Origin of the sequence: Frankia sp. AgB32 (genome assembly GCF_023243045.1) — a bacterium.
Classification (GTDB): domain Bacteria; phylum Actinomycetota; class Actinomycetes; order Frankiales; family Frankiaceae; genus Frankia.
On the sequence record NZ_JALKFX010000119.1, the window covers coordinates 1 to 26,258 of the forward strand.

25 protein-coding genes and 1 pseudogene are annotated in these 26,258 nt (G+C 70.0%); 4 read left to right on the forward strand and 22 right to left on the reverse strand.

Annotation, left to right across the window (positions count from 1 at the left end; genetic code table 11):
- The coding region (locus tag MXD60_RS25275) for an NAD(+) synthase (protein ID WP_248822003.1) at nucleotides 1-1,900 on the forward strand (1,900 nt) is incomplete at its 5' end.
- 132 nt (nucleotides 1,901-2,032) lie between these two features.
- Here the strand turns inward: MXD60_RS25275 and MXD60_RS29070 are convergent.
- Entirely contained in the window at nucleotides 2,033-2,158 is a 126-nt protein-coding gene (locus MXD60_RS29070) for a hypothetical protein (RefSeq protein ID WP_283098980.1), read from the reverse strand.
- 269 nt (nucleotides 2,159-2,427) lie between these two features.
- Nucleotides 2,428-3,093 (reverse strand): annotated as a pseudogene (locus MXD60_RS30080) (DUF6444 domain-containing protein); the annotation flags it as partial.
- Between the two features lie 272 nt (nucleotides 3,094-3,365).
- Here MXD60_RS30080 and ligD (MXD60_RS25285) point away from each other — a divergent pair.
- Together ligD (MXD60_RS25285) and ligD (MXD60_RS25290) are read left to right on the forward strand one after the other, a co-directional pair.
- Nucleotides 3,366-3,794 (forward strand): non-homologous end-joining DNA ligase LigD, encoded by a 429-nt coding sequence (gene ligD, locus MXD60_RS25285; RefSeq protein WP_248822005.1) that lies wholly within the window; start codon nucleotides 3,366-3,368, stop codon nucleotides 3,792-3,794.
- Nucleotides 3,746-4,063 (forward strand): non-homologous end-joining DNA ligase LigD, encoded by a 318-nt coding sequence (gene ligD / locus MXD60_RS25290; RefSeq protein ID WP_248822007.1) that lies wholly within the window; start codon nucleotides 3,746-3,748, stop codon nucleotides 4,061-4,063. The genes ligD (MXD60_RS25285) and ligD (MXD60_RS25290) overlap by 49 nt, the downstream gene beginning before the upstream one ends.
- Nucleotides 4,064-4,123: 60 nt before the next feature.
- Here the strand turns inward: ligD (MXD60_RS25290) and MXD60_RS25295 are convergent, their stop codons facing one another.
- From MXD60_RS25295 to MXD60_RS25365, 15 genes are all read right to left on the reverse strand, one after another.
- Nucleotides 4,124-4,396 carry an SUKH-4 family immunity protein gene (locus MXD60_RS25295; protein WP_248822016.1) on the reverse strand — a complete coding sequence of 91 codons (273 nt, stop codon included), beginning with the start codon at nucleotides 4,394-4,396 and terminating at the stop codon, nucleotides 4,124-4,126.
- Nucleotides 4,393-5,442: a toxin glutamine deamidase domain-containing protein gene (locus MXD60_RS25300; protein WP_248822018.1), complete on the reverse strand. Its 1,050-nt coding sequence runs from the start codon at nucleotides 5,440-5,442 to the stop codon at nucleotides 4,393-4,395. Before MXD60_RS25300 ends, MXD60_RS25295 begins: the two co-directional genes overlap by 4 nt.
- The gene (locus MXD60_RS25305; RefSeq protein WP_248822020.1) at nucleotides 5,442-5,996 is read right to left on the reverse strand and encodes a GNAT family N-acetyltransferase; all 555 of its coding nucleotides are present in this window, start codon (nucleotides 5,994-5,996) and stop codon (nucleotides 5,442-5,444) included. Before MXD60_RS25305 ends, MXD60_RS25300 begins: the two co-directional genes overlap by 1 nt.
- A gap of 108 nt (nucleotides 5,997-6,104) precedes the next feature.
- Nucleotides 6,105-6,287, reverse strand: a complete 183-nt coding sequence (locus MXD60_RS25310; RefSeq protein WP_248822022.1) for a hypothetical protein — start codon at nucleotides 6,285-6,287, stop codon at nucleotides 6,105-6,107.
- Nucleotides 6,288-6,598: 311 nt separating this feature from the next.
- The gene (locus tag MXD60_RS25315; RefSeq protein WP_248822024.1) at nucleotides 6,599-7,477 is read right to left on the reverse strand and encodes a ZIP family metal transporter; all 879 of its coding nucleotides are present in this window, start codon (nucleotides 7,475-7,477) and stop codon (nucleotides 6,599-6,601) included.
- Nucleotides 7,478-8,325: 848 nt separating this feature from the next.
- Complete coding sequence (locus tag MXD60_RS25320) at nucleotides 8,326-9,204, reverse strand: class I SAM-dependent methyltransferase (protein ID WP_248822026.1); 879 nt, start codon at nucleotides 9,202-9,204, stop codon at nucleotides 8,326-8,328.
- 13 nt (nucleotides 9,205-9,217) lie between these two features.
- Nucleotides 9,218-10,546, reverse strand: a complete 1,329-nt coding sequence (locus MXD60_RS25325; protein WP_248822028.1) for a cytochrome P450 — start codon at nucleotides 10,544-10,546, stop codon at nucleotides 9,218-9,220.
- An 80-nt stretch (nucleotides 10,547-10,626) separates the two neighbouring features.
- The gene (locus MXD60_RS25330; protein WP_283098977.1) at nucleotides 10,627-12,672 is read right to left on the reverse strand and encodes a B12-binding domain-containing radical SAM protein; all 2,046 of its coding nucleotides are present in this window, start codon (nucleotides 12,670-12,672) and stop codon (nucleotides 10,627-10,629) included.
- Complete coding sequence (locus MXD60_RS25335; protein ID WP_248822032.1) at nucleotides 12,669-14,168, reverse strand: SagB/ThcOx family dehydrogenase; 1,500 nt, start codon at nucleotides 14,166-14,168, stop codon at nucleotides 12,669-12,671. The genes MXD60_RS25330 and MXD60_RS25335 overlap by 4 nt, the downstream gene beginning before the upstream one ends.
- 8 nt (nucleotides 14,169-14,176) lie before the next feature.
- Nucleotides 14,177-16,615: a TOMM precursor leader peptide-binding protein gene (locus MXD60_RS25340; RefSeq protein ID WP_248822034.1), complete on the reverse strand. Its 2,439-nt coding sequence runs from the start codon at nucleotides 16,613-16,615 to the stop codon at nucleotides 14,177-14,179.
- 16 nt (nucleotides 16,616-16,631) lie between these two features.
- On the reverse strand, nucleotides 16,632-17,081 hold the full coding sequence (locus MXD60_RS25345; RefSeq protein ID WP_248822036.1) for a hypothetical protein: 450 nt from the start codon (nucleotides 17,079-17,081) through the stop codon (nucleotides 16,632-16,634).
- A gap of 444 nt (nucleotides 17,082-17,525) precedes the next feature.
- Nucleotides 17,526-17,855 (reverse strand): hypothetical protein, encoded by a 330-nt coding sequence (locus tag MXD60_RS25350; RefSeq protein WP_248822038.1) that lies wholly within the window; start codon nucleotides 17,853-17,855, stop codon nucleotides 17,526-17,528.
- Nucleotides 17,846-18,121, reverse strand: a complete 276-nt coding sequence (locus MXD60_RS25355) for an MFS transporter (protein ID WP_248822040.1) — start codon at nucleotides 18,119-18,121, stop codon at nucleotides 17,846-17,848. The genes MXD60_RS25350 and MXD60_RS25355 overlap by 10 nt, the downstream gene beginning before the upstream one ends.
- 130 nt (nucleotides 18,122-18,251) lie before the next feature.
- Entirely contained in the window at nucleotides 18,252-19,004 is a 753-nt protein-coding gene (locus MXD60_RS25360; RefSeq protein ID WP_248822048.1) for an FkbM family methyltransferase, read from the reverse strand.
- A gap of 332 nt (nucleotides 19,005-19,336) precedes the next feature.
- Nucleotides 19,337-19,897 (reverse strand): PaaI family thioesterase, encoded by a 561-nt coding sequence (locus MXD60_RS25365; protein ID WP_248822050.1) that lies wholly within the window; start codon nucleotides 19,895-19,897, stop codon nucleotides 19,337-19,339.
- 61 nt (nucleotides 19,898-19,958) lie between these two features.
- On the opposite strand from MXD60_RS25365, the gene MXD60_RS25370 reads away from it, so the two are divergent.
- On the forward strand, nucleotides 19,959-20,426 hold the full coding sequence (locus MXD60_RS25370) for a winged helix-turn-helix transcriptional regulator (RefSeq protein ID WP_248822061.1): 468 nt from the start codon (nucleotides 19,959-19,961) through the stop codon (nucleotides 20,424-20,426).
- Nucleotides 20,427-20,447: 21 nt separating this feature from the next.
- On the opposite strand, the gene MXD60_RS25375 is transcribed toward MXD60_RS25370, so the two are convergent.
- From MXD60_RS25375 to MXD60_RS30090, 5 genes are all read right to left on the reverse strand, one after another.
- On the reverse strand, nucleotides 20,448-22,154 hold the full coding sequence (locus tag MXD60_RS25375) for a dipeptide ABC transporter ATP-binding protein (RefSeq protein WP_248822052.1): 1,707 nt from the start codon (nucleotides 22,152-22,154) through the stop codon (nucleotides 20,448-20,450).
- Between the two features lie 48 nt (nucleotides 22,155-22,202).
- Nucleotides 22,203-23,042, reverse strand: a complete 840-nt coding sequence (locus tag MXD60_RS25380) for an ABC transporter permease (protein WP_248822054.1) — start codon at nucleotides 23,040-23,042, stop codon at nucleotides 22,203-22,205.
- Nucleotides 23,039-23,950, reverse strand: a complete 912-nt coding sequence (locus MXD60_RS25385) for an ABC transporter permease (protein ID WP_518468664.1) — start codon at nucleotides 23,948-23,950, stop codon at nucleotides 23,039-23,041. Before MXD60_RS25385 ends, MXD60_RS25380 begins: the two co-directional genes overlap by 4 nt.
- Before the next feature lie 82 nt (nucleotides 23,951-24,032).
- Entirely contained in the window at nucleotides 24,033-25,667 is a 1,635-nt protein-coding gene (locus tag MXD60_RS25390; RefSeq protein WP_248822059.1) for an ABC transporter substrate-binding protein, read from the reverse strand.
- A gap of 216 nt (nucleotides 25,668-25,883) precedes the next feature.
- Nucleotides 25,884-26,006, reverse strand: coding sequence for a putative leader peptide (locus tag MXD60_RS30090; RefSeq protein ID WP_368861278.1), 123 nt, complete (start codon nucleotides 26,004-26,006; stop codon nucleotides 25,884-25,886).
- Nucleotides 26,007-26,258 lie beyond the last annotated feature (252 nt).

Genomic DNA, 26,258 nt, shown 5'->3' on the forward strand with positions numbered 1-26,258 from the left:
GTCCTCGTACGCGCTCGGCGATCTGCTGCTGCAGGACGCGCTGCTCGACGCCGTCGAGCTCGCCGTCGCCGCGGTCTGCGACGCGAGCGCCGAGCTGGGGCCGCTGCTGCTCGTCGGCGCGCCGCTGCGGCGCGGCGGGCGGCTCTACAATTCGGCGCTGGCGATCTCCCGGGGGCGGCTGCTCGGCGTCGTGCCGAAGACGTTCCTGCCGAACTCGCGGGAGTACTACGAGAAGCGCTGGTTCGCCTCGGGCGCCGGGCACGAGGGCCTGGAGATCACCGTGGCCGGGCGGACCGTGCCGTTCGGCACCGACCTGATCTTCGCGGCGGATGATCTCGCCGAGCTCGTCGTCGGCGTGGAGATCTGCGAGGACTACTGGGCGCCGGTGCCGCCGTCGTCGTACGCGGCGCTGGCCGGGGCGACGCTGCTGGCGAACCTGTCCGCGTCGAACATCGTCGTCGGCAAGGCGGCGGTGCGCGAGCAGCTCTCGGCGGCGCAGTCCACGCGGGCGATGGCGGCCTACGTCTACTCGGCGGCAGGGACGGGCGAGAGCACCACCGACCTGTCCTGGGACGGGCAGGGCACCATCCACGAGCTCGGGGATCTGCTCGTGGAGTCCGAGCGGTTCGCCGAGGGTCCCCAGCTGGTGGTCGCCGACGTCGACCTCGCCCGGGTGCGGCTGGAGCGGATGCGCACCCCGACGTTCGGCGACGCGGCACGCCTCGCCGGCGAACCCGAGCGCCGTTTTCGCACCGTCCGCTTCGCCCACCGCCCGCACGGCCGCGACGTCGGGCTGCGCCGCCCGCAGCGCCGCTTCCCGTTCGTGCCGGACACCCCGCAGCGGCTCGACCTGGACTGCTACGAGGCGTTCAACATCCAGGTGCACGGGCTCGCGCAGCGGTTCCGCGCGGTCGGCGGCGGGCGGATGGTGATCGGCGTGTCCGGCGGGCTCGACTCGACCCACGCGCTGATCGTCGCCGCGAAGGCCTGCGACCGGCTCGGTGTGCCGCGCTCGTCGATCCTGGCGTACACGATGCCCGGGTTCGCCACCGGCGAGCGCACGAAGGCCAACGCCTGGGCGCTGATGCGGGCGCTCGGCGCGCAGGCCGCCGAGATCGACATCCGCCCGGCGGCCCGCCAGCTGCTCGCCGACCTCGGCCATCCGGCGGCGGACGGCGCCGCGCACTACGACGTGACCTACGAGAACGTCCAGGCCGGCCTGCGCACCGACTACCTGTTCCGCCTGGCGAACCTGCACGGCGGCTTCGTCATCGGCACCGGTGACCTCAGCGAGCTGGCGCTGGGCTGGTGCACGTACGGCGTCGGCGACCAGATGAGTCACTACGCGGTCAACGCCGGCGTGCCGAAGACGCTGATCCAGTACCTGATCCGCTGGACGGTGGGTTCCGGCCAGTTCGACGAGGCGACGGGCCGGCTGCTCACCGAGATCCTGGACACCGAGATCTCCCCCGAGCTCGTGCCCGCCGACGCCGAGACCGGCGCCATGCAGAGCACCCAGGACCGCATCGGCCCCTACGAGCTGCACGACTTCTTCCTGTTCCACCTCCTGCGCTACGGCCTGCCGCCGTCGAAAGTGCTGTTCCTGGCCTGGCAGGCGTGGCGCGACGCGGCAGCGCCCGGCTGGCCGGCGGGTTTCCCGGCCGCCGACCGGCACGCCTACGACGTGGCGACAATCGAACGCTGGCTACGGGAGTTCCTCCGCCGGTTCTTCGCCTCGCAGTTCAAGCGCTCCGCCCTGCCCGACGGCCCGAAGGTCTCCTTCGGCGGCGCGCTGTCCCCCCGCGGCGACTGGCGCGCCCCCTCCGATGCCTCCCCCACCGCCTGGCTCGCGGAACTTGACCGGGTCGGCCCGTCCCAGGAGACCGAGCGCTCACCCTGACCGCAAGCCGGGCAGCCAACCCCGCAGCTCGCTGCCGGCAGGCTGTGGCGCGCCCGCAACGCGATCGTCGTCGGTGACCCGGTGCCCGACCAACCTCTCGCGGAAAGCCGGGCGACCGTTTCTTCAGCAGGTTCAGCGGCCGGTGAGGGTGCGGACGGCGGCGAGGTCGAGGTGGTCGCCACTGTTGCCGAGGGCGAGCACGCCCACCGCGGTCGCGTGGCGCTGGTGGACGGCGAGACAGGACGACGCTCCTGGCACTCCCCCGCCGTGCGCGGCCAGCCCGCTGCGCGGCGAGAGCCACCAGGCCAGGCCGCGCCCGCGGCGTCGCGGGTGAACTGCGGCGCCATCGTCGTGCAGACCAGCTGGCGTACCCGCTGCCGGTCAGCCACGACGGACGCGGACGCGGGCACGGCGGACGCGGACACGGGCACGGCGTCCGCGTCACCGGTGAGGCCGGTGTCATCGGCGACCGACTCGGTCAGCAGGGTCAGCCAGCGGGCGAGGTCGGCGGCGCTCATCCAGAGGCCGCCGGCGGGGCCGAACGCGGCGAACTCCTGCGGCCGGATGATCTCGCCGTGCTGGTCGGTGTGCACCGCGCGGGGCCGCGACGGTCGCAGCGAGGTTTCCGTGAGGCCGACGGGAGCGAGCACCCGCGCGCGCAGCGCCTCCTCATAGGAGGTTCCGTAGGTGCGGGCGAGGGCCAGGCCGAGCAGGGCGAAGCCGAAGTTCGAGTAGCACCGCGGTGGCTGACGGCCCGGGCGGACCTGGTCCCGGGCGGCCGCGGCGGCGGCGACGACCCCGATCCGGATCGCAGGGAGATCGAGGACCTGGCGGCGTGCCATACCGGCGACCGGGGCACGGCCCCGGCCACAGCCACAGCCACAGCCACCACACGACGGCGGTTCGTGGCGCACGACCTCATCTGGATCGGCTACCTGACACAACGTCCGCCCGGGATGACCACCCTGCTCACCGGGCTTGCGACGCGACTTCCGCCGCAACGACTTCGGCGCCGGTTTCGCGAGTCCGTCCGAGGACGGCGGCTTCGACGAGTTCCGCGAATTCGCCGCCAGCCGGGCTTCCAAATCCGCGACCCGCGCCTTCAACCGCTCGATCTCGGCGGCCTGCTCCTTGACAATCGCGGCCTGCGCAACGACAAGCGAGGCAAGCTCGTCATACGTCGGCCGCACCATACCCTCATTATTGGCTATTCACTGAGACGCGCCAAGCAATAACGCGCCGAGAGACATCAACCCAGCAACAAGTCAGGCGTAGCGCGACCGACCCGGTCAGTCACTTTATGTAACGAAATGGCTTGGTTTGGGTGATGGGTCCGCCAGATGATGCAGCGGCGGATCGTGGGGCCTGTGCCCGGTGGTTGCGGTGGGACGGGAGCCGCCCTGCCCCGTCGACCGATGGAGTCGGGGGCGACGCCCTGGGTCCGAAAGCCCCACGTCAGAGGGCTTTGGGGAGTCATCTGGACGCCCTCGGCGCGGCGGGGAGCTGGGACGTGTTCGGCCGGCGGCTACGGCTCACCAGTGTCGACAAGGTGCTGTTCCCGGTCGACTCACCGACGGCCCTCGTCTGGGCGGCGAACTTCGGCGCTCTGGAATGGCACGCCTGGACCTCTCCCATCATTGCGCCGCGCCATCCGAGCTACATGCTTGTCGACCTCGACCCGGGAACGGCCACCTCATCGAATGGCCTGCTGACCCTGGCCCGCCTGCACCGCAGCGCGCTGGCGCATCTTCAGGTGCGGGCGGCGCCGATACTCACCGGACGGCGCGGAATCCAGATCTGGATTCCGGTGCCGCCGGGAACGACCTTCGACGAGACCCGGCCTGGGTGCAGGAGCTGTCCCACGCCGTCTCCGCCGTCGTACCCGACCTGGTGAGCTGGAAATGGGCGGTGCGTGAACGCGCGGGACACGCCCGACTCGACTTTCCCCCAGACCGCGATCAACAAGACGCTGGTCACCCCATACAGCCCCGGGCCGCACCCGGCGCGCCCGTATCCGCCCCCCTCGACTGGGACGAACTCGACGACCCGTCCCTGTGCCCCGACGCCGTCACCCTCCGCACCGCCCTCGACCGCCTCGCCACCCGCGGCGACCCGTTCCGCGCGATCCTCGCCCCCGCCCCACCCCTCCCGCCCCTCATCTGACCCCGCGCACGGCAGCCGTCGCTGCCACCACTCCGGCGCCGACCACCGGCCTCCGACCGACTACACCGTCTCCGCGCGCCCTTTGCCTACTACCGATTCGTAGTCGTTGAGAATCCGGTAGGTCGGCACCCTCGACGGAAATCGGACGACCCTGCCTGACGCCTTTTCGATTACCCGCCCGAGAGATCCCACGAAGTCGTCACCCAGGTAGCCGGTCTCATTAATGAGCCATCCCTGCGGGAACTCCACAAGATTCCACGGCCTGTCAGCGTCGTCGCTTCGGCGACCAAGCAGCGCGATGGCGATTTCCTGCGCCCTATCCTCGCCGATCATGCAGAATCCCTCCGTAGAATCTCACCGTCACCGTCGAAGAGAATCGTATAGTAATCGGCGATGCCGACATCCGAGTACCCGGTGACCTCCTCCGAGGGCGGCCAGGCTTCCACCGTCCCGCCCTGGCCGTCGACAGCCAGAACGCGGCCTCCTTCGTTGACGGCATTGAAGAAGTGAGCACCGCTCGTCGACCACCGGACAAGCACGACCGCGGAGCTGCCGGGGCCGGCCCGGCGAAGGTCATCCTCGATCTCGTCCGAGTCCGACAGGCGAAACTCGGCACCGGCCCAGACCTGCATCCGGCCGGCCGGCTCACCGAGCGCATCCGGATCAGCGAGTGCCGCCGCCTCGGACGGCTCTCCGCGCCAGGTCAGTTCTGATGCCCTGGTGCAGTCGCCGCAGTTGTTGTCCCGCCCGGGGGCTGCGCGGTCCGGGTTGATGTCCTCGACCCAGTCGGCCGGATGCTGGTGCGGCCGGGTGACGTCGGGGCCGGCCTTCGACGCGTCCGGCGGCAGGTAGTCGTCGGGATACTTCGACCAGATATCGCGCATTCCTTTGGCGACATGTCCCTCCGACGGCGGCATGCCGATTTCGGGCCTCCCCCGGCGGATGAATCCGAGCCATCCCGGGCTGCCTGCCCGGAGGACTCCACCGTCGAACTCCGCGGGGGCGGCCTGCACCGCGCCGGGTGAATCCGCTCGGGCGGCCGCCCGCTCCAGCAGCGCGAGCTTTCGGTCCAGCGGCGGCTCCGAGCGGGACGGCGGCACCCGGACGTCCAACGTCTGTCTGTCGCTGTCCGCCGCACCGCCACGCTCCTCCCTGCCGTGGGCACGCTCAAGCGCCGCCAGCTTCGCCTCGATCTCCGCGGAACCGGTACGCGACGGTTCCGCGTCGTCCGCCGCACGGCGATCCACACTGTCAGGAACCTCTTCGGAGCCGCCGAGCAGGCGAAGCTTGGCCTCGAGACCCTTGTTCTCGGCGACGTCGGGCGGCGCGGCCTGGTCGTCGGACGCCTCTGCGCCGACCCCGGAACGATCCATGGGCATCAGACGCATTCCCGCGGCAGGACCCGCAAGGATTTCACGCTGACCTTCCGCCGGTACCGCACGTCGCGAACCGTAATCCCTTCCACGACGTCGTCCCGGGCGGCGCCGTCAGGCTCCCAGCCCTGGTAGGTGTAGAATCGGATCGCGCGGGCGTTCGACTCCAGCACCCACAACGTTGCCGACGTGAAGCCGCCCGCGCCAAGCGTGCGCACCGCCGCCGCCATCAACCCGGCGCCGACGCCCCGACCCCAGACGGCCGGGAGCACGTAGAACGAGCCGATCTCACCCACCTCGGTCGAATCCTGGTCGTGGTCGACAGTGGGATACAGGGAGGCGAAACCGACCACGGCACCGGCGTCCTCCGCGACCAGGACACCCCGGGCCGGCCACGCCGCCCGCCGCACGGCACCAGCCCACCGCGGCACCCGCCGCGCCGGACGCAACCCGTCGAGAAGCGCCTGCGGCAACAGCCCCCGGTAGCCGGCCTGCCAGGACAGCACATGCACCTCGGCGATCGGCTCAGCATCGTCGACGCCTGCCGGGCGAACACGCACGGCACCATCGTCGCACCAGAACGGTCACATCGACCAGTTTCTGGCGCGATCATCCCGAGCGTGGCTGCGGATCTGCGAGACGTGCCGGCGCGGCGAGGCCTGCGACCGTCACCGTGACGAGGACCCCGCGCCGATCTCCCTGTCGGGCCTGCGGGCCTGCCGTGACGCCGTGTCGGCGGCGATGGGCGTGGGCGAGCTGTTCGGCTGCGTGGAGATCCGGGTGGCGAGCACGTTGATGTCCGCACGCACCGCGCAAGCGGCCAGCGTGGCGGACGCCCACGACTTCCTCAACAGCTTCGTCCTGGAGGACCTGCGCCGCGCGCCGCGGCGTCCGGTGACACCCGGCCCGGCGGCGCGCTGGGATCGCGGCCGGAACGCTGCAGCGTTACCGCGACGTGATCGCCGTCGGCGACCCGCTGCAGCTCGAGCCGGTCTCCACCCTGCCGTTCCGCGTGCAGCAGATGCTGCGGCCCGCACGTCCGTGCAGTGCGTCGCCGACCGTCTCAACCCGCTCGGGACGTGGCTGCCCGGCCGCAGGAGCGATTCGGCAGATCCGGAGTCCACCCGTCCTCCGCATGTACGCGCGGCGTTCCGGTTCCGTGTCAGGCACCACCGGCGGTGACGACGGCGTCGGTGATGAATCCGGCTGCGAGGCCGGCCAGGACTCCGAGGTAGAGCAGCTCACGGCGGCCAGAGCGGGAAGCGATGCCGATGAGTTGGATGACGACATAGAGGATGGACCCGGCGGCCAGGGTCAGGAAGATCACGCTGAGCGAGTCGCTGGTGAACTGCCGACCGATCGCGGTGCCGATGAGGGTGGGTCCGCCGCCGATGAGCCCGGCGAGCAGGAGGAATCCCCAGCTTGGCCGGTCGGCGTCGGCGGCGAGCGGGGCGACGATCCCGAATCCTTCGGTGGCGTTGTGCAGTGCGAAGCCGATCACGAGAAGGGTTGCCAACGCGATCTCGCCGCGGCCGGCGCTGCCCCCGATGGCCAGTCCCTCGCCGAAGTTGTGCAGGCCGATCCCGACCGCGATGGTCAGCGCGAGCCGCCGGGCAGGTGTCAGGCCCGTGGTGGCGGACGACTGGGATGCGGCGAGTTCGTCGGCGGCCATGGCCCCGGGCCCGAAGCGCGCCCCGGCGCCCGACTGCGTCTGCGGCGGGTTGGGTCGGCGCATGAGGACACGTTCGTAACCGAGAAGGCTGAGCAGCCCGACGGACAGGCCGCCGAGAAACAGCGTGCCGTAGCCGAAGACCGGACCGAGGCCGCCGCTGTGGTCGTGGACCTTGCCCAGCGCGGCGTCGAGAGGTTCCCAGGCGTGCGCGAGGACGTCCCACAAGAGGAAGATCAGGATACCGATGGCGGTCGCGTTCAGGAACTGCCGCACGCCTGGCATCGGGCGACGAAGCCGCCCCACAGGAAGCCCGAGCAGGATCGTCGCCCCCGCGATGAACCCCAGTACCAGCGTCTGCGTCTCGCTCACGTTTGTCTCCCCGTCAAGTCAGTCGATGTCGACTGAGCTTAGGTAAGGCTAAGCTATGGCGCAAGGAGAGGAGTTGGGAGCATCTCGGCCGTCCTGGGCCGAGCGATGCCATTGCCGCGGCCGCGGAAGGGAAAGATCTTGATTGGTCGATCGACGCTGCGGTTCCTGGCGTCCACGGGCAGCGGGAGCGAGGTCGACTGGCGAAGGTCGTCGACGTGGCGGCGCAGGCCGGACAGGCGGCGATCTTCTCGGACACGCGGCGATCTTCTCGACCACGGCGAAGGACGGCGGCACCGCTGATGCATGGCCGTGATCCCGGGCACCTTCGAGTCGATCGGGCGTCGCGGGTGGGCGGTCAGGGAGCCGGCGGGAGACCTGAGCCTGCTCGACGGCACGGTCACCATTCTCGCGTATGTCCTGACCGAGGCGGGCCGGACGGTGCCTGGTGTCGCGCGGGACGAGGGTCCCGACCGGGGGAAGGTGCTGTTCGAGTCTGTGCTCGTTGGCCTGATCACTGCCGTGCTCACGGCCAGGCTCACGGGCCTGCCCGCGACCTGGCCCACGGACGGAATCACGGACGGAATCACGGACGAAGTCACGAACGGGCTCGCTCTTGGGCTCCCGGGCGGGCTTTTGGCCGAGCTGCGCTCATCGTGGGGGCCCGTCGTTCTCCTCGAACGGCACCCACGTCCAGACGATCTCGCCGGGATCCGGGGCCCTACCCGCTTGCGGCGAGTAGCTCCTCCGCACCGGCGGCCACGGCTCCCGGTCCGCGCGGCGCGGCAGCCGCTGCATCCGTCCTGCGACCGCTCATCGGTACGATCCGCCAGCGCCCGTCCGTTCGCCGGTTACCGGGCCGCTGGCATTCCCCGCTTCTCTGGAATGCGGCCGTGTCCTGGAACCCTGCCCGCGGCCAGAAATCCGACGGTGAGGAGGAACGACTCAGCGCTCGTGACAAACCGTCGGTAGGCGGCCGTCATCGCCGCGAACTCGGTCAGGCTCAGCACGCCATCCGCCACCATAGGCTGAAGCTCCAGCGGGTCGATGACTGCCAGGAACGGGCCGAGCCCCGAGTCGCCGCTGTGCGAGACCACGAGATCGAGCGTGACCTCCTGGAATCCGGCGTGCCGGAGCACCGACCACAGCTTGCGCCCAATGAACCTGTCGCCACCGCGGGTGGACTGAGCCATCCAGGCCCGCGCGTGGAAGGCGGCCGTCTCAGGAAAGTACGGCTCGGCCACACCCCACATGCCCCCGTCCACGTCCAGCACGGCGAACGTCCCACCGGGCCGCAGCGCGTCGCGAACTTCGCGGGCGACGGCCACCGGGTCGGCCACATGTTGCAGTACCAGACGGGCTAGGGCAAAGTCGACGCCGCAGGCCGTCTGCGGCAACTGTTCGGCCGTCCCCTGTAGCACGATGACCCTGGTGCCAAACGGCGCAAGGATCCGGCGTGCCTCGGCGAGCAGCGCAGGATCCTGATCGACCATCACGATATCGCTGGTGGGAAGGATCTCGGCCAGCCGCCGAGTAATCGTCCCCGAGCCCCCACCCACATCGAGAACCCGCATACCGTCTGTAAGCCCGAGCCTGCGCAACGCCCGCAACTCGTCCGCCCAGGACAGGGCGGCCTGCGCCTCAAGCCGTCGGAGTTCGCCTGGATATCCGGCGACCATCGCCTGCGGATCGTACGAACGGCGGGTGCCGTCCCCAGGTGGCTGCAGCATCGAAGGGTCTCCGTCAGACGGGCGCCGGGGATGCTGTCATCCACATCCCGTGCGCGGGCCGGAGCGTCACCAGAGCCTGTGGCTCGACCTGATGCTCGGGCACCAGTCGCATCTCCACCCGCTGCAGCAGGGTGGCCAGCACGAGCTGAGCCTCCATCAGGGCAAATCCGCGCCCGATGCATCGTCGAGGGCCAAGTCCGAATGGCAGGTAGCCGTCGGCAGAGCGGGACGCGCCATCCCGCTCGGCGAACCGGACGGGGTCGAAGACGTCCGGGTCAGGCCAGCGCGCGGCGTCACGGTGCAGAACCCAGGGGCTCACACACACCAGGGCCCCGGCCGGCACGGCATAACCCGCAAGCGTGTCGTCCACCACGGCTCGCCGGGAGATCACCCACACCGGTGGGAACAGCCGCATCGCCTCCGCGAGAATGACCTGGCACCACGGGAGAATTGATAGATCGGCGACTGTGGGCGGACGCCCGCCCAGCGCCGCGGCGATCTCCCGCCTGGCCCGCCCGGCCACCTGCGGGTGCCGATCCAGCAGGTAGAGCGACCAGGTCAGTGCCTTCGCCGTCGTCTCATGGCCGGCCATCAGCATCGTCATGACCTGCTCGCGTATCTCCCGCTGACCCAACGGCTGGTTCGTGGCCGGGTCTCGGGCCGCGACCAGCGCCGAAAGCAGGTCGGGTGGGTCGCCGCCGACATCACCGGCAGCACCAGGGTCACCGGCGGCCATCCGGCACTCGACCAGCGTCCACACGATACCGTCGAGGACGCGACGGGCCTTCGGGTAGGCGGACTCGTGCGCAGCGATTGTCTCCGTGCGGGGCCTCTCGGCCGGATCACCGTGTGACATGAAGCTGTTCACCGCGTCAACGGCCGCCCCGAATTTCGGCCCGATTCCGGACAGGTCCCCACCGACGAGAGCGTTCGCCACGACCGTGAGGGTCAGCGCGCTCAGATCATGGTCGACCCGTACAGGCTGTCCGGCCGGCACAGCCAGCCACCGCTCTGCCAGCGCCGTGGCCTGCCGCACCATCATCGGCGCGAACGCCTCGACGCGGCGACGGCGGAACATCGGTACGGTCATCCGCCGCTGGCGGCGCCAGGCCTCCCCGTGGCTGGTGAGCAGACCCTCGCCCAGCAAGGGTGTGAGCATCGCGTCATCCGGCGTGCCCTCCTTCGTGTAACGGTCCTCGCCTGCCCGCAGCACCCGGGCGGCAAGGCCCGGATCGCTGACCATGACGACCGTGTCCCGTTCAGTACGGTGCTGGCTGACCGGACCGTACCGGGCTGCCATGGCAATGAGGAAGCCCAGCGGGTCGGCACGGATGTCGGCCATGGCGACCGGGCTGCGCGGCCCCGGAGCGGCGGGCGCGGCCGAACGGGTCGACGTACCGGCAGTGGTCGACGGCGAAGGTGTCACGGCACCCACGCCACGCCTCGGGCCGGCACAGCCTCGGCAAGGTAGGCCCGCTTGTCCCTGCCCTGGCACCAAACCAGGTACTCGGCCCAGTCCGCGACGCCGTCCCAGTGGTGCTCGGCGTGCCGCACCCGATAGACGGCCATCTGCTCGGGCAGCGGGTGCCGGTTGCCGCGGTGGGCGGCCTGCCAGAACGCCCACACGTCGTGCGAGAGCACCAGGTGGGTGTCCCGCTGCTGGCCGGGCAGACGTAGCAGGGCGCGGTTGAGCATGCACGCCTCCTCCACGAGTGTTGCCTCCTCGAACAAGTCGAACGAATCTGTGGCCTCGCCGGCGGGCAGACCGCCTTGAACCTCGGCCAGAACGGTGGCGAGCGCGTCGTGCGCCTCCCGATAGAAGTCGTCCAGTCGGCCGTCGAGAACCATCTGGACGTAGAGGTACTGGTCCGCGGGCCACCGCAGGCGCTGTCCCGGCCCGGCCGTGAGGTATTCGATCCCGCCCTGCTGAATCCGGCGGGCGTGGTCTCGCAGCACCGCATGAACCCAGCCGAGCACGGGGAAGCGCCGGGCATCGGCTTCGGTGAGGCTCTCCAGGATGCGGCGAAATGGCACCCCATGGCGTTGACCGAGAAGCAGGAACGGGATCTGTAGCAGTCGGTCGAAGTACACCAGGTCGGTCATCCAGGCGAACGTCTTGGCCCGCACCCACTCCTCGGCCGGCATCGCGCTCGTCGCGACCACGGTGTCCAGAAACTCTTCGACCTCCGGTGCCTCGTCCGCGGGAGTGTGGACAGCGCGGACCGGCTGGTGGACAGTCATCATCCCGAATCGGGAACGATACTCGGGATCCGCCATCCTGGCATTGGGCAGTACTACGCAGTTATGGAACTGGATATGGTTGTGCTGGCCATCCGCGATCACCTGTGACACACTGTCGGCGAACGCGACGTAGCTCTCCCCGGGCAGGCCGATGATGAGATCGGTGTATGTGTACACGCCATCGCGGACGAACCGCTGTTGCAGCTCGGTGAATGACGACGAGCGGATGTTCGCCCGCTCGATATTACGCAGAGTATCCGAATTGGCGCTCTGCAGCGACAGCGTCACCCCGATGGTGTACATGTGGCCGTGCAGCAGCTTCTGGATTTCATACGACCTTTCGGTCGAGTTCTTGGTGTTCTGGACGGACAGCGAGAACGGATAGCCGGTGGTGGCTCTGGCAGACACGACTTTCCTGGCTATGTCGAGATCTCGCGCCAGCATTCCGAAATTGGCGTCGCAGCATAGGACGAAACCTATGCGGTGCCGGGAGAACCAGACGATCTCCTCCTCGAGACGCGCCATCCCGAACCGGTACACCCGGGTGGCGACCGCCGATCCCCAGTCGCAGAAGGTGCAGGCGAAAGGACAGCCACGGTTGGTCTCCCAGGTGGCGACCCACCGCTGCTCGGGAAAAGCCGCCAGGACCGGCTCGAAGATTCCGCTCAGATAGGGCGAGGGAAGGGTGTCGAGGTCCCGCGTCCGTTCGGCCTGTGGCTGCGTCACGAACCGCCCGCCGTCGGCCAGGTAACTGACCCCGGGGATGCCGTCCCACCTACGATCGTCCGCGCGGGTCAGCACCGCGGTGAAGACCGCCTCGCCCTCGCCGTGGCAGACCAGGTCCACCTCGGGGTTGGCGCGCAGGAAACTCTCTGCATGGTCGGGGACCTGCGGGCCGCCCAGAACCACGAGGATCTCCGGACGGCGCCGCTTCAGCTCGCGCACCACGGCCAGTGTCAGCTCGATGTTCCACACGTAGGTGCTGCATCCCACGACGTCGGCGGCAGCCAGAAGCTCCGCGATCTCGGCTACCGAGAGGCGCGACCACACCGGGGGCAGCCACCGGACGTCGTGCTCCGCCGGTAGGTGTGCGACGGCATAAGCCTGCAGCAGGCCGACCGAGTACGGCAGCAGGCTGTACGAAGCACCGTCCGTGCCCTGATCCTGCTCCGAATGGGACCAGGGCAGATCCCAGCCGATCTGTACCAGTCCAACAGTCGTCGTCATTTTCCCCTGCCGTTCCCGGGCGTCTGCGCGACAGATGCCGGAGCCGTCGGCATGCTTCCCACCGCGAACTCGCCCACGCTCCCCTCCTCGTAGGGATCGAGCCCAGCAAGTCGGGCGAACATCGCGGAATCGCCGCCGCCGAGTGCGCACGGGGCCAGCCCCATGGCGGTCGCAATCAGATAGAGCGACTGGTAAAGAACGCCGAGATCTTTGAGGAGCAGCGCATACGCCATCGACTCGTACTTCCACATGACCCGACCGAACCGTGCCGAGGCGACCAGAAGCACCTGAGGGAGAGCGGCGCCATCTGGCGCCAGCGGCACCGCGGCCAGCAGCCGGCGTACCCCGCGGACGTCGTCGCTGACCAGAACCAGACCATGCCCGTCGGGCTGGTAGCGGTAGAGCCCTGCAGGGACTCCGCCGCAATGCCGGACAGCGGCGTACAGGTCGAGGGGGTGCACGGATCCTCCGGAGGGGACCGGGCGGTCCAGCACCTCCTGCTGACCGTCATCGAATCTGCGCCGGATTCGCACCGTGCGGTAGAGCAGCTCGCCCACCTGGTCCGCGGTGATCGGGTGGGCGTCATCATGTTGCCGGACGGACCGGCGGGCCTCGATGACCTCGGACAGACCGGGATCACGCCCGGCGATGCGAGCCAGGTCGACCGGCCGGAAGACAACGTCGAGAGTCGATCGTGGGCGCTCGGCGGGAAGCGGATCGAAACTGGCCGCGAGCGGATAGGTGCCACCGTAGGGCAGCGCCCGGCCGCCCAGACGGCTTCGCTGGTGGAACAGCAGGTCGACCGGATGCCACTGGGCAAGGCGTTGCTCCTTGTCTTCGTCGGGGCCGGTGCCGGCGTCCGGGAAGGTCAGCAGGCCGGCCTTCCCCCACAGGTCGAGGATGGCCTTCACCTCGCCCGCGGTCAGCCCGAGCCCACCGGCGGCAGCGGCGGCGTCTGTCAGCGCCGTAGGCTCGGTCAACAACGCCGCCAGTCCGGCCAACCGGGCGTCGTGGAGCGCGACGCGAAAGGTCGACCGGGCGGACTCCACCACGAGCCGCCCACCATCCCGGCGAAGCAGGGCGAACCGCGACAAACCGACGCAGTCGGAAGACCTCGGCACCCGACCGGGGGGCGTTGGATGAAGGCCGCATGGCTCCAGGGTCGCCAGCACCCTGCCAGGCTGACCCGCCCTGCTGTGGACCGATACCGTGCGGGCAAGCAGGCCGGCGCCGTCCAGGCGGCGAAGCAGCAGCAGACACGGCAGCATAGCCGCGGCACCATCCTGCTCGGCCACGAAGTCCGCCAGGCTGTCCTCCGTCACTCCGGGCCATACGAGCCGCCCGAGCGCCTGGGCGATAGCGGCACCGAGGGTTCCCAGGCCGAGAACGGCCGAGCCGATCGCTACGTGGGCGGTCAGGTCAGCGTCGACGACCAGGCGCGCTCCGGGCCGCAGGGACAGCAGGACGTCCGGCGCGCGGACGTCCTGGCTGGTCATCAGACTGGTCAGAAGAAGACCCCCCTCGGGTTGAGATCCGATTCGGTGAGCGCGGCCCCGTGCCGGCCGAGCTCAACCGGCACGTCGTAAAGGCGTCCCGGGCCCAGTCGGCGCCAGAAGTGACGGAGCCCGGGCGCCATCACCTTCGCCACGTTGATGTCCAGATCGGGCCGCGACTGATCAAGCACGAGAACCTCGATCCCGGCCGACCCCAGCCGGGCGACACATGTTCTGATTTCGTCTGCCAGGTCATCGCTGGACAGATCCAGCATGCGCTGCAGATCCGTGTGCGGCTGGTCGGGGGCGGCGACAAGGTACGGCTCGCTCGCGAGCGTGGTCTCACGCCACCAACCACGGGCCTCGTCGTCGTCGAACCTGTAGAGCGTCTGGCCGTCAGCGTCCCGCTCCACCACCGCCGGCAGAAACTGATTACACTCCGTCAACGCCCGTAGCGCGGCCAGCCTCGGCTCTACGTGCGCGCCAAAGCCGAGTAGAATGTCCTCCACCGGGTGATCAAGGCAACGGGACACGGCGGCGAACGACGGAATACCCAGGTCACTAGTGATGTCCAGCAGTCGCAGATCGCGGCCCATCTCCGCGTAATAGCTTTCCAGTATCTGCGCGTAGCCGCCGTCCAGGGACCGCAAGTCCACACCCGGAACGCGCGATCGATTGTACCACCAGATAGCTACCGAGTCTCGCTCCACCAGTTCCAACAGCCCCTGCAGGATTGCTTCCTCCAGGTTGTTTCCGGCGGCATTTCCATTGGCGTCAGAATAGCAGAATGAGTGCTCAAGAAGGTCGGGATGACCAAAGTAGCAGTAGGCGGTTGGAGCATAGCGGGGATGCTGGTTCGTGAGCGACCAGACCTGGGTCCAACTAATCCGACGGTCGGGGTCGAAACGCTCGGGCACCATGTGGCGCCCGCTGCGCTGCCGACCGTTCCACCGGTGCCGGTCCGCGTACTGGGTCACGGAGAAGCCCAGCAGGTCCTCCGGGTTCAGCGCCCGTTCGCCCAGCTCGCGCAGACTGCCTGACACCGTGGGCTCGTTACCTTGCCACACGCCGGCATACCGCTCTATCGCTTCACACATCGCGCTCGCTCTGGCCTGGACGTCTGTCCTGCCCTTACCACCACTCACGCCGCGCACGTTCCGTCGCAGAGTGTGGACGGAACTGGACATCAATGCAAAGTTGTGACCGGCGGAATATGCGTGGGAGACCTCGTCGTGGGGGTCGGTGAGCCGGTCGAGGTGACTGATGGCGCCGATGAGTGAACTAACCTGCCGACTCAGGTGCTCCACTGTCTGAGCCGGGGTGGTGACCCGATGACCGCCATCCTCGCCGAAGACTCGGCGCTGTGAGGTCAGGATCACCGGATCCAGCCGCCGACCGAGCTCGGGATCGCCGCAGGCCTGGCATTGCGGCTGGCGAACGAGGGGATGACGGTCCGAGGTAAGGGTGGTGAGATCAATCGTCACCAGCGTGCCAGCGACCGTCTCCGAGGTTCCCGCGGCCGCAATCCGCATTGCCTCGGTGGCGACAAGGCCGGAAGCCGCCTGCAGCGTCGTCGGCAGCATGACAGGTACCCCGGGATTGGACCAGCCCGACCGAGTGGCGTTCTGAATGTACCGCTCCACCTGTCGATTGGCCCGCAGCCGCTGCGCAAGACATTCCCAGCAGCCAGTCTCCCCAGGCACAAACAGAGGGCCGAGCCAGAGCTGTGAGCCCGTCACCCGGCTCAGCAGCCAGCGGCCCCCCAGGGTCAGGCGATCGCGATTCCAGTCGGCCAGCGCCGGGTTGAGATAGTCGTCGGCGATGACCACCAGCATGTCGTGCTCGCCGCCGACCAGACTGGTGCCGACGTCCCCGTCAGGCCGGCCAGTCCCATCACGCTTGTCGAGCCCGTCATGGTGGATGTACGCGCGGGAAATCGAGGCAGCGACGGCTGAGGCCGCCTCCTCCGCCCTGTGGCCGACACCACGGACAGCCACGTTCTGCCGAGCCAGCCGGGTCCGCGCCGCAAGATCGCCGATATTAAGCTGATCCCACCAGGCTGCGGCTGCCCGGTCGGCACCGGCGGGCCCCTCTACGAGATGACCAAGAGCCCCGTACCTGCCGACGGTTGCCAGGACGTCACCCAGGGTATGGGTAGCAGCGAGGTTCTCGGCAATCTCCGCAACGCCGTACGTCCCGTCCAGAAACGGAAGAATGTCAACTGCGGTCCGCCCGTCGACGACAAAATGTCGACCTTCGGTGGTCAGGAACACATCACCCTCGACGACGTCAACCTTGCGATCAGCTTTGAGCCGGGGATTCTCGAAGACAAACGAGCTGAGTGCCCGCCCGTCCGTCCCATGCGCCGTCGCGGGCAGTGAGCGGGTGGCCTGGGACGGCGGGCTCACTGTGCGAGTCAAACTCGCCTCCTCCTCTGGCTTCACGTGCATGGTCAGGTTCCAGCGATCAGGTGCAGCAGCAGCAGGGGGACGAGCAGCAACAGCAACACGAGTCGGCGACCGTGCCGCCGCTCATGTTCTCCATCTGGTGCTCCGTCAGTCCGCCTTGCAGGGTGGCGGGCGGCTCGGGTGGCACATAGAGGCGATACACGTGGCTTGAGTCACCCTCTTCCCAGATGGCGACGGCCTGATTTAGATTCGGCTCGCCCTCGGTATCCGTACGGATATCTGCGGTCGCTCCGGCCGGTATTTCGAGACCGAACTCGCCGAGCACAGCCTTTGGATCCGAGCGGAGACGGACGAGAAAATCCTCGTTTGTCCACGCCGTCGCGAGCACCTTGGTGTAGCTCCGCACGAACTGTTGACGCTGGGCCGAATCCATGTTATTCCCCTCCACAGAAGCGTGATACTCCACATATCGGACAGATCCGGTGGCAATGACCGCGGATTCATTCATCAGTGTTCCCAGTGCGCCGCGGCAGGCTATGTCTAACGCCGGACGGTTCATTTGTCAATTTTGGCCAGTCGAGCCTGAACCTGGCCGAAAAACTAGAAGCCGGCCGAAATCCAACAAATCCGCACCAGGACTCCCGCACCCGCATTGCGACCCCGCCTGGAACCACTGGCGCGCCAATCGGATCCCGGTTCCGACCATCAGCTCCTGCCAAGAGGACGTCCAGCAAATCCGCGCTCCGATTCGGGACCCGTGGGATCACATTCGGACACTCGTCACGCGGACAATCGGCCTACCCGACGGTGGGTGCCCTTCGACCAGCTCCACCCACCGCGGCCCGTGGCGAGCTGATCCTCTTTGTCGCCCGCCGGCTCCTGGTTCGTCGACACCCTGCCGGGCGGCGAAGGCGCCGTCGAAGCCCACGAACGCCTTCTCGACGCCTGGCGCTCACGCGGCCGCTTGCCTCGGCACCGCGCGGCGCAGCAGGGCGGCGGCCACCAGAACCGCCAGGAGGCAGACGGCGCCTGCGGTGAGCGCGACGGCGTGCAGGCCGCCGAGCGTCGCCAGAGCATCGGTGGTGGTCGGGGCGAGCACCGCGGAGCGCGCGCGATGGCGGCCAGACCCGCGACGCCGATCGCGCCGACGAACTGCGGCATCTGGGAGATGTGTGCCAGCGATGCCCTGCTCCTCGGGTCGCAGGCCGGAGGTGAGCGTGGTGATGAATGCCACCACGTACAGGACGTGCCCGAAGCCCATGGCACCCGACGTCACCAGCAACGGGATGATCGCGTTGTGCTCAGGAGGAATGCCATGGCTCCGGTGCCAATGCCCTGGACCAGTAGGCCGATGATCATAGTCAAACGGGTGCCCAACGAGCCGATCATCCGGCCGGCGAGGGTGCCGGCAACGATGGCGGCGCACCCCTCGGCCAGGAAACCGAAGCCGGTGGACAGCGGCGAGTAGCCGAGCACGTCCTGCATATACAGGCTGAGCAGCACTGTGGTGCCGCCGCACATACCGTTGGTTTTACGGTCCCGCACCACGCAGCGCAGTGGGGCCAGAAGACAAAGGCCGCGGCCCGGATGGAGGAGGTCGCGAGGAGGGCGGCGCGGCGGGTGGGATAGTTCCGTCGGGGACGAGTTCGTTTCTCAGGGTACCGAGAAAGGACTCCGCCTAATAGCGATAGGCGTAGTCGTCGTAGCCTGCGGGGAAGATGGTGTAGCCGGCGGAGCGGAGCAGGTCGCGCGCGTGTTCGAGGTCGTTGCCGAGGTGGCAGGCCTCGTAGATGATGTGGCGCGGCGCCCACGGCTTCGAGAAGTCGATCAGCTTGAGGACCTCGTAGTCGAAGCCCTCGGTGTCGATCTGCATCAGGTCGATGGTGTCGACGGCGTGCTTGGTCAGCAGGGTGTCGAGCCGCATGACCGGGACGTCGATCTCCTCGATGCGCGTCTCGATGTCCGGCATGAGGCTCTTCGACTCGAGAATCACCTCGCGGCGGAACGAACTCAGCCCGTTCACCCAGACCGGGTCGGCAGGACGCCGGCTGACCGCGAACATCCGCGCCGTGCCCTCCTCGGGGCCGATCGCGGTCTGCACGCACACGATGCCCGGCACGTCGCGGTAGGACTTCGCCAGCGCGGGGAACAGGTGCGGCAGCGGTTCGACGAGCACGCCCCGCCAGCCGTACCGCACTATCACGTCGTGCAACGGGTCGCCCATCTCACCGTCGTTCGCGCCGATCTGCACGACGCTCAGCGGTTGGCCCGCCTGGTCGGCGATGCGCTTGACGATGGAGATCGCGTCGATTCCCGGGCCGGCGCTGCCGCCCCACAGGCTCGCCCACATGCTCAGCGGCATGCGCGCGTTCATCGCCGGCACACGGCGGACCAGATTGCGCGCGGCCCAGCGCGGATTCGCCTTCACCATGGTCGAATCCTAGAATGACGCCAGTCGTTCGACAACGGACGGGTTCCGTCAGGTGGCATAATCCCGGCATTATGCCCGTCCTCCACGCCGGCGGTCTCCGTGGGTGGTCCGGTTCGCGTTTCAGGCGTCGGTCCTCATCAACCGGATATATCGGACTTCGCCGCCTTCTCCCGCCGCGACGACGGGCTGGCGGGTTTGACATAACTACCCCGGACGGAAAGACGGCCCCGGTCCGGACCCATCGGGTTCCGAACTCCTCTTTGGGCAGGTGACCTGCGGCGCTGGTCCACGGCGAGCAGGGAGATGCCCATGGCACTTCCCCGGGCGGGCCGTCAGGCCGGGTGCATCACCAGGCAGCTGCTGATGGCGGTGGCGTACAGCCGGCCGGCGGCGTCGGTGAGGCGGCCCTCGGCCAGCGCGGTCCGCCGGCCGAGGTGGGTGACACCGGCCTCAGCCGTGATCTGCCCGGTCTGGATGGTGACGGGGCGCAGGAACTTCAGAGTCAGGTCGAGGCTGGTGTAGAAGACCCCGGCGGGGAGCAGGCTGTGCACGGCGCAGCCGCAGGCGGAGTCGAGCAGCGTCGCGAGGACGCCGCCGTGCACCGTGCCCAGCGGGTTGTAATGAAATTCCCGCGGCGTGAGCCGGAACGCGGCGCTGCCCTCGCCGAAGGTCGCGCCGTCGAAGTCCAGCGTCCGCATGATCGGCGGCGGGGGCAGCGTCCCGGTCTGCCAGGCGGCGAGCATCTCCGCTCCGCTGCGGCCGGCGCCGGCGGCCGCGATCGCGCTGGGGTCCTCCCAGGCGAACGTCCGCTGTCGCGCGGGCTCACGCACGGGGTCCGCAGCCACGTCGGCAGCGGATCCCGCCGTCGTGTCGGCCTCGGGCACAGTCGTCATGCGCCCACGCTAGGCCAGCTGGGTTTCACAACACAACCCATCCGCGTACGCTGCGGAGGTGATGCCGTTCACCGCCTACGACAGCGAGACCTGCTCGATCGCCCGGACGCTCGCGCTCGTCGGCGACCGCTGGTCCCTGCTGGTGCTGCGCGACGTGGCGAACGGCGTCCGCCGGTTCGACGAGCTGGCCGACCATCTCGGTGTCGCCCGCAACGTGCTGTCCGAGCGCCTGCGCCGCCTCACCGCGGCAGGTCTCCTCGACCGCGTCCCCTACCAGGACGAAGGCGCCCGCGCGCGCCACGAGTACCGGCTCAGCGGCCCCGGTCGGGAGCTCGCCGTCCTCCTGGTGGCGTTCCTGACCTGGGGCGACCGCCACCTCGCCGGCCCCCAGGGGCCGCCGGCGGTGATCCGTCACGCCGACTGCGGCGCACCGGTCCACGTCACCCTGCGCTGCGAGGACGGCCACGACCTCGGCCCCCGCCCCCGCCTGCGCCTCGAACCCGGCCCCGGCAGCCGCCCACGCGCCTGACCACCTGTTGTCCGTCGGGCCTCAGGCTGTCCGGTGCTCGGTGTGGGCCGCGGCGACGAGCTCCTGGGTGTAGGGGTGGCGTGGCGCGGTCAGTACCTGCTCGGCGGGACCGTCCTCGACCAGCCGACCCTGGCGCAGGACACCGACCCGGTGGGCGATGCGGCGCACGACGGTCAGGTCGTGCGAGATGAACAGGTAGCTGACGCCGAGTTCCTCCTGCAGGCCGACGAGCAGGTCGAGAATCTGTGCCTGCACGGTGGCGTCGAGGGCTGACACGGGCTCGTCGCAGACCACGAGCCCGGGGTGCAGCGCGAGCGCGCGGGCGATCGCGACCCGTTGGCGCTGTCCGCCGGACAGCTCCGCGGGCCGGCGCGACAGGGTGTCGGCGGGAAGCGCGACGAGGTCGACGAGCTCGGCCGCCCGGGCGCGACGCTCCCGGCGGGTGCCCAGTCCGAAGGCGGCCAGCGGGTCACCGATGATCTGCTCGACGGTGAACCGCGGGTTCAGCGAGGCGAACGGGCTCTGGTGGACGAGCTGCATCCGCCGGCGCAGGCGCCGCAGCTCACCGCCGCGCACGGCGGTGATGTCGCGCCCGTCCAGGAGCAGCCGGCCCGACGTGGGCGTGGTGAACCGCAGCAGCATCCGGGCGAGGGTCGACTTCCCCGACCCGGACGCGCCGACCAGCGCGAAGGTCTGCCCGCGGGCGATGTCGAAACTGACGTCGTCGACGGCGCGCACGACGCCGTCGCCGTCGGCCGCCCGGGGCAGGCGGTACTCCTTCACCAGGCGTTCGATCCGAACGTGGGCCGCGCTCTGCGCGCCCGCGCCGGGTGGTGTGCGGGGACGGGGTACGGCGGCGGGCCGCCGGAAGGGGTGGCGTGACGCCGTGGCCGCCACCAGCGCCTGGGTGGCGGGATGCTTCGGCGCGGCGATGACCTCCGCCGCCGCCGCGTCCTCGACGACCTCGCCGGCGGCCATCACCACGATCCGGGCGCAGCGCTGCGCGGCGACCGCGAGGTCGTGAGTGACCAGCAGAACGCCGATGCCCGCGTCCAGGGTCAGGGTCTGCAGGTGGTCCAGGATCTGGCGGGCGACCACCACGTCGAGCGCGCTGGTCGGCTCGTCGGCGACGATCAGCCGCGGGCGGGCGGCGAGCGCGATCGCGATGAGCACCCGTTGGCGCAGCCCGCCGGACAGCTCGTGCGGGAACTGCCGGGCCCGCAGCCCCGGGTCTGCGATTCCCGCCTCGGCGAGGATGTCCGGGGCGGCCGCCCGGGCACGGCGGCGGTCCGCGAGCCCGTGCACGACCAGGGCCTCGGCGACCTGGTCGCCGACGCGGACGACCGGGTTGAGCGACGAGCCGGGATCCTGCGGGATGAGCGCGACCGTACGGCCCCGCAGCCGGCGCATCCGCTCTGCGCCGAGGCGGGTCAGGTCCTCTCCGGCGAGGTCGACCCGGCCGCCGACGACCCGGGCGGTGGGCGCCAGCAGGCCCAGCACCGCGTGCGCGGTGGTCGACTTGCCCGAGCCGGACTCGCCGACGAGCGCCACCATCTCCCCCGGCGCGACGCGCACGCTGGCCGCACGCACCGCGTGCACGACGCCGCCGCGGATCCGGTAGTCGACCGCCAGGTCGCGCACGTCGAGCAGCCCGGCGGCGGGGCTGGTCGCGTCCCGTTCGCCGACGGGCGGGGTGGGGCGTTGGTCGAGCGCGGTTTCCTTCGCCATGCGGACTCCTCCGGATCAGGACCCTGGCAGCGGCCAGTCGGCCAGTCGTCAGCGTTCGGTGGCCCGTTCACCGTTGAAAGCGCGCCCGATCCGGTTCGCGGAAAGCACGAGCACGGCCACGGTCAGACCCGGCAGGGTGGACAGCCACCAGGCGTTGGACAGGTAGTCGCGACCGCTGGAGATCAGCGTTCCCCACTCCGGCGCCGGCGGTGCCGCGCCGTAGCCGAGGAAACTCAGCGCGGACACGGCGAGCACCGCCGCGCCGAAGTCGAGCGCCGCCAGCACGACGACCGGTCCCGCCGCGTTGGGCAGCACATGTCGCACGAGTACCCGGTACCACCGCCCGCCGCTGCCGCGGGCCGCCTCGACGAAGTCGGCGTGGCGCACCCGCAGGGTCTCCGCCCGCGCGACCCGGGCGAAGCCCGCCACGCTGGCCACTCCGACGGCGATGGCGACCCTCACCGTGCCATAGCCGAGCGCGGTCACCACCGCGAGCGAGAGGAACAGCGCCGGTATCGACAGCAGCACGTCGACGGCGCGCATCAGCACGCCGTCGACGCGACGTCCCGCGTACCCGGCGATCAGCCCCAGCACGCCGCCGACGACGAAGGCCACGGCGACCGCGATGAGGGTGCCCTTCAACGACAGCGCCGCCCCGTGCACGACCCGGGAGAACAGGTCCCGGCCGAGCTCGTCGGTGCCGAACCAGTGCCGGGTACTGGGCGGGCTGAAGTTCTCCGCCGGTTCGCCCCGCAGCGGGTCACGGGAGGTGAACAGCCCCGGCCAGAACGCGGCGAGCACCGCCGCGGCGACGACGAGAACCGACCCGACCAGGCCCGGGCGGCGCAGCAGGAACCGGACCAGGCGCCCCGCGCCGGCCCGGCTCACGCGAACCTCGCCTGGGCACCGAGCACGATCCTGCGGTCGAGCAGCGGATAGAGCAGGTCGACAGCCAGGCTGACCAGGACGAAGACCGACGCGACGACGACGACCACGCCCTGCACCACCGGAATGTCCTGCGCGGCGACCGCCGCGGACGTCACCCGGCCCAGGCCGTCGCGGGAGAACACGGTCTCGACGACCACCGCGCCGGACAGCGTCTGCCCGACCAGCAGCCCGACGACGGTCAGCGCCGGGATCGCGGCGTTACGCAGCGCGTGGCGCAGATGGACCCGTCGCCGGCGCGCCCCCTTGGCCCGCGCGGTCGTCACGTACGGCTCGTCCAGCTCGCTCAGCAGGCTTCGGGCCAGCACCTGGGCGATCAGCGCGGCGGCGGGCACCGCGAGGGTGAGCGCCGGCAGCACCAGGCCGCGCAGGCCATGGTTACCAAAGGCCGGGAACAGCCGGATCCGGAAGGACAGGAGCTGCACGAGCATCAGCCCCGTCCAGAACGTCGGCAGCGAGATTCCCGCGGCGGGCAGCGACAGCAGCAGCTGACGCAGCCAGCGCCGGTCGGTGTAGGTCGCCGCCAGCGCGAGGCCGCCGCCGACCAGCACCGCCAACGCCATCGCGGTGGCGGTCAGCCCGAGCGTCGACGGCAGCGCCGCCGCGATGATCGAGCTCACCGGGCGACCGGAGGCCACCGAGTCGCCGAACTCACCGCGCACGGCGTGGCCCAGGTAGTCGCCGTACTGCACCAGCAGCGGGCGGTCGAAGCCGTACTGCGCCCGCAGCTGCGCGAGCCGGTCCGGGCTGACCTGGCCGGTCTGCAGTCCGCCGGCGGCCATCGTGCTGACCGGATCGCCGGGGAGCAGGTTCAGGATCAGAAACGTCGCCAGCTGCGCGGCCCACAGCACGCCTACCGCCTGCGCCAAGCGCCGCAGAACGTATCCGCGGGTCAGGCCGGTGTCGGTCCCCATCCGTCCGGTCACGGCCGGCTCAGCCGACCCAGGCGTCGTGGAGCTGGACGTCGCCCGCCGTCCCGAACCGCGTGTCGTGCACCTTCGCGGAGACGCCGATCTCGGTCTGCTGGTCGACGACGGGCACCACGTACGCGTTGCGCACGATCAGCCGCTGTGCCTGGCCGACCTCGGCGGTCCGTCTGGTCTCGTTCGTCTCGCCGGCCTGGGTGGCGAGCACCTGGTCCAGGTCGCCGGGCGGCAGCCGGTAGGCGTTGACGAGGCGGGAGGAGAACAGGGTGCGCAGCGCGTCCGGGTCGGCGCGGTTGTAGTTGCCGCCCCACAGCACGTCGAAGTCGCCGGACTTCAGCACCTGCGGGAACTGGGCCACCTGCAGCTCCCGCAGCGCGAGGTCGACGCCGATCGCCCGGAGCTGCTGCTGGATCAGCTCGACGGCCGGCCGGTAGATGGCCGCGTTGGCGAACCACACACCCGACAGCCGCAGCCGGGTGCCGTTCTTCTGCCGGATCCCGTCGCTGCCGGCCCGCCAGCCGTCCCGGTCGAGCGCCGCCTTCGCCGCCGCGGGGTCGAATCGCAGGTCGGAGCTCAGATCGACGTAACCGGGTGTGGACTTCGCCAGAATGCTGGTCGCCGGCGGGGTGCCCTTCGGGAACACGGTGTCGACGATCTGCTGTCGGTCGACGCCAGTCATGATCGCCCGCCGGACGGCCGCGTCCGTCAGCAGCGGACGGGAGTTGTTGAAGCCCAGGGTGTAGCCGACTCCGGGGATCGTATAGGTCAGCAGCCTGACGTCGGTGCCCGTCAGCGCGGCCTCCTCCGCGCGGCCGATCCGCCCGATCGCGTCGACCTGGCCGGACCGCAGGCTGCCGGTGCGCACCCCGGACTCGGGGACGACCCGGAAGACCAGCCGCTGCAGATAGGCCTCGCCCGGCTTGGTCCAGCGGGACGAGCCCCAGGCGTAGCCGGCGCGCCGGGTGAGCTCGATGGACTGGTTCTGCGAGTAGGTGTGCAGGACGAACGGTCCCGAGCCGACGATGCCGCGGCAGCGCTGCTGCGCCGACTTCGCGGCGCTGCTCGGCGCGACCAGCCCCAGCACCGAGGTCGACGTCGCCTGTAGGAACTGCACGTTCGGCTGCGTGAAGGCGACGCGAGCGGTGAGATCGTCGACGACCGTGGTCCCGGCGTAGCCGGACAGGTAGCCCTCGGCCTGGATCGCGAGCTCGCCGAGCCGGGGTATGGCGTCGAAGTTGGCCTTGACCGCCCGCGCGTCGACCGGTGCGCCGTCACTGAACGTGACGCCGGGCCGCAGGTGGAAGGTGAAGGTCCGGGCGTCCGGGCTGACCTCCCAGGCACGCGCCAGCCAGGGCACGATCTTGCCGGAGGTCGGGTCCTGGTCGGTGAGCGAGTCGACCGTCTGACGCAGGGCAAGGACGGTGTCGCCGCTGCTCTCCTGCTGCGGGTCGACGCAGCCGGCGTCGCTGCTGACCGCGAACGTCAGGGTCCCGCCGACCCTCGGGGTGGAGGCACCACCGGCACCACCGTCGGACGAGCAGGCGCTGACCAGCACCGTCGTGGTCACGGCCAGGGACAGGGCGGACCTGCGCAGGACGGCGCTGACGAGGACCGATCTGGTTCTGGGCACAGGTCTGCTCACGGACACGAACTCCTAGGAGGTTGCGAGGACGCCTGCCGAGACGCACGGCGCGACGATGGCCGCCGCGCGCCGCGGCTGACTCGGGATCTACGCAGGCGGCAGGGCCGCTGACCCGGCCTGGCGCCGAGTCGGCGGACTGCGGACGCCGGCGGCCGGCGGGAGGGCGGCGTGGTGGTGGTGGTGCGCCGCGAGGCGTGGTCGGACTGGACGGGGTGCTCAGCGAGCGGCGGTACAGAGCGCGCTCGTCACCCTTTTCAGGTCGACGTGACGCCGCGAGTAGAGCAGCGAGCCAGCTCCGGCAGAGCCGCGGACCGCGCGGCAGGCAGCAAGCCGTGCCATCCCCCACCCCCCTGCGCTCTGACGGTGAGGCCGACAGCGCCCTTCGTCGCATCCACGACGATCTACCCGTGAGCACACAATAACGGACCCATGAGTACAGTCAAGGCGTCTCACCAGTCCTTTTGCCGGTGCGGAGCCACTCGGAACGGCGCACCACCAAGATCCGAGTGTTCCGCGGCGCACCACCAAGATCCGAGTGTTCCGCGGCGCACCACCAAGATCCGAGTGTTCCGCGGCGCACCACCAAGATCC

Excerpts from the sequence above, each read along its gene's own strand:
- MXD60_RS25295 (WP_248822016.1), bottom strand. The coding sequence starts at position 4,396 with ATGATCGGCGAGGATAGGGCGCAGGAAATCGCCATCGCGCTGCTTGGT.
- MXD60_RS25300 (WP_248822018.1), bottom strand. The coding sequence starts at position 5,442 with ATGCCCATGGATCGTTCCGGGGTCGGCGCAGAGGCGTCCGACGACCAG.
- MXD60_RS25320 (WP_248822026.1), bottom strand. The coding sequence starts at position 9,204 with ATGCTGCAGCCACCTGGGGACGGCACCCGCCGTTCGTACGATCCGCAG.
- MXD60_RS25325 (WP_248822028.1), bottom strand. The coding sequence starts at position 10,546 with ATGGCCGACATCCGTGCCGACCCGCTGGGCTTCCTCATTGCCATGGCA.
- MXD60_RS25330 (WP_283098977.1), bottom strand. The coding sequence starts at position 12,672 with ATGACGACGACTGTTGGACTGGTACAGATCGGCTGGGATCTGCCCTGG.
- MXD60_RS25335 (WP_248822032.1), bottom strand. The coding sequence starts at position 14,168 with ATGACCAGCCAGGACGTCCGCGCGCCGGACGTCCTGCTGTCCCTGCGG.
- MXD60_RS25340 (WP_248822034.1), bottom strand. The coding sequence starts at position 16,615 with ATGCACGTGAAGCCAGAGGAGGAGGCGAGTTTGACTCGCACAGTGAGC.
- MXD60_RS25345 (WP_248822036.1), bottom strand. The coding sequence starts at position 17,081 with ATGAATGAATCCGCGGTCATTGCCACCGGATCTGTCCGATATGTGGAG.
- MXD60_RS25360 (WP_248822048.1), bottom strand. The coding sequence starts at position 19,004 with ATGGTGAAGGCGAATCCGCGCTGGGCCGCGCGCAATCTGGTCCGCCGT.
- MXD60_RS25365 (WP_248822050.1), bottom strand. The coding sequence starts at position 19,897 with ATGACGACTGTGCCCGAGGCCGACACGACGGCGGGATCCGCTGCCGAC.
- MXD60_RS25370 (WP_248822061.1), top strand. The coding sequence starts at position 19,959 with ATGCCGTTCACCGCCTACGACAGCGAGACCTGCTCGATCGCCCGGACG.
- MXD60_RS25375 (WP_248822052.1), bottom strand. The coding sequence starts at position 22,154 with ATGGCGAAGGAAACCGCGCTCGACCAACGCCCCACCCCGCCCGTCGGC.
- MXD60_RS30090 (WP_368861278.1), bottom strand. The coding sequence starts at position 26,006 with ATGGCACGGCTTGCTGCCTGCCGCGCGGTCCGCGGCTCTGCCGGAGCT.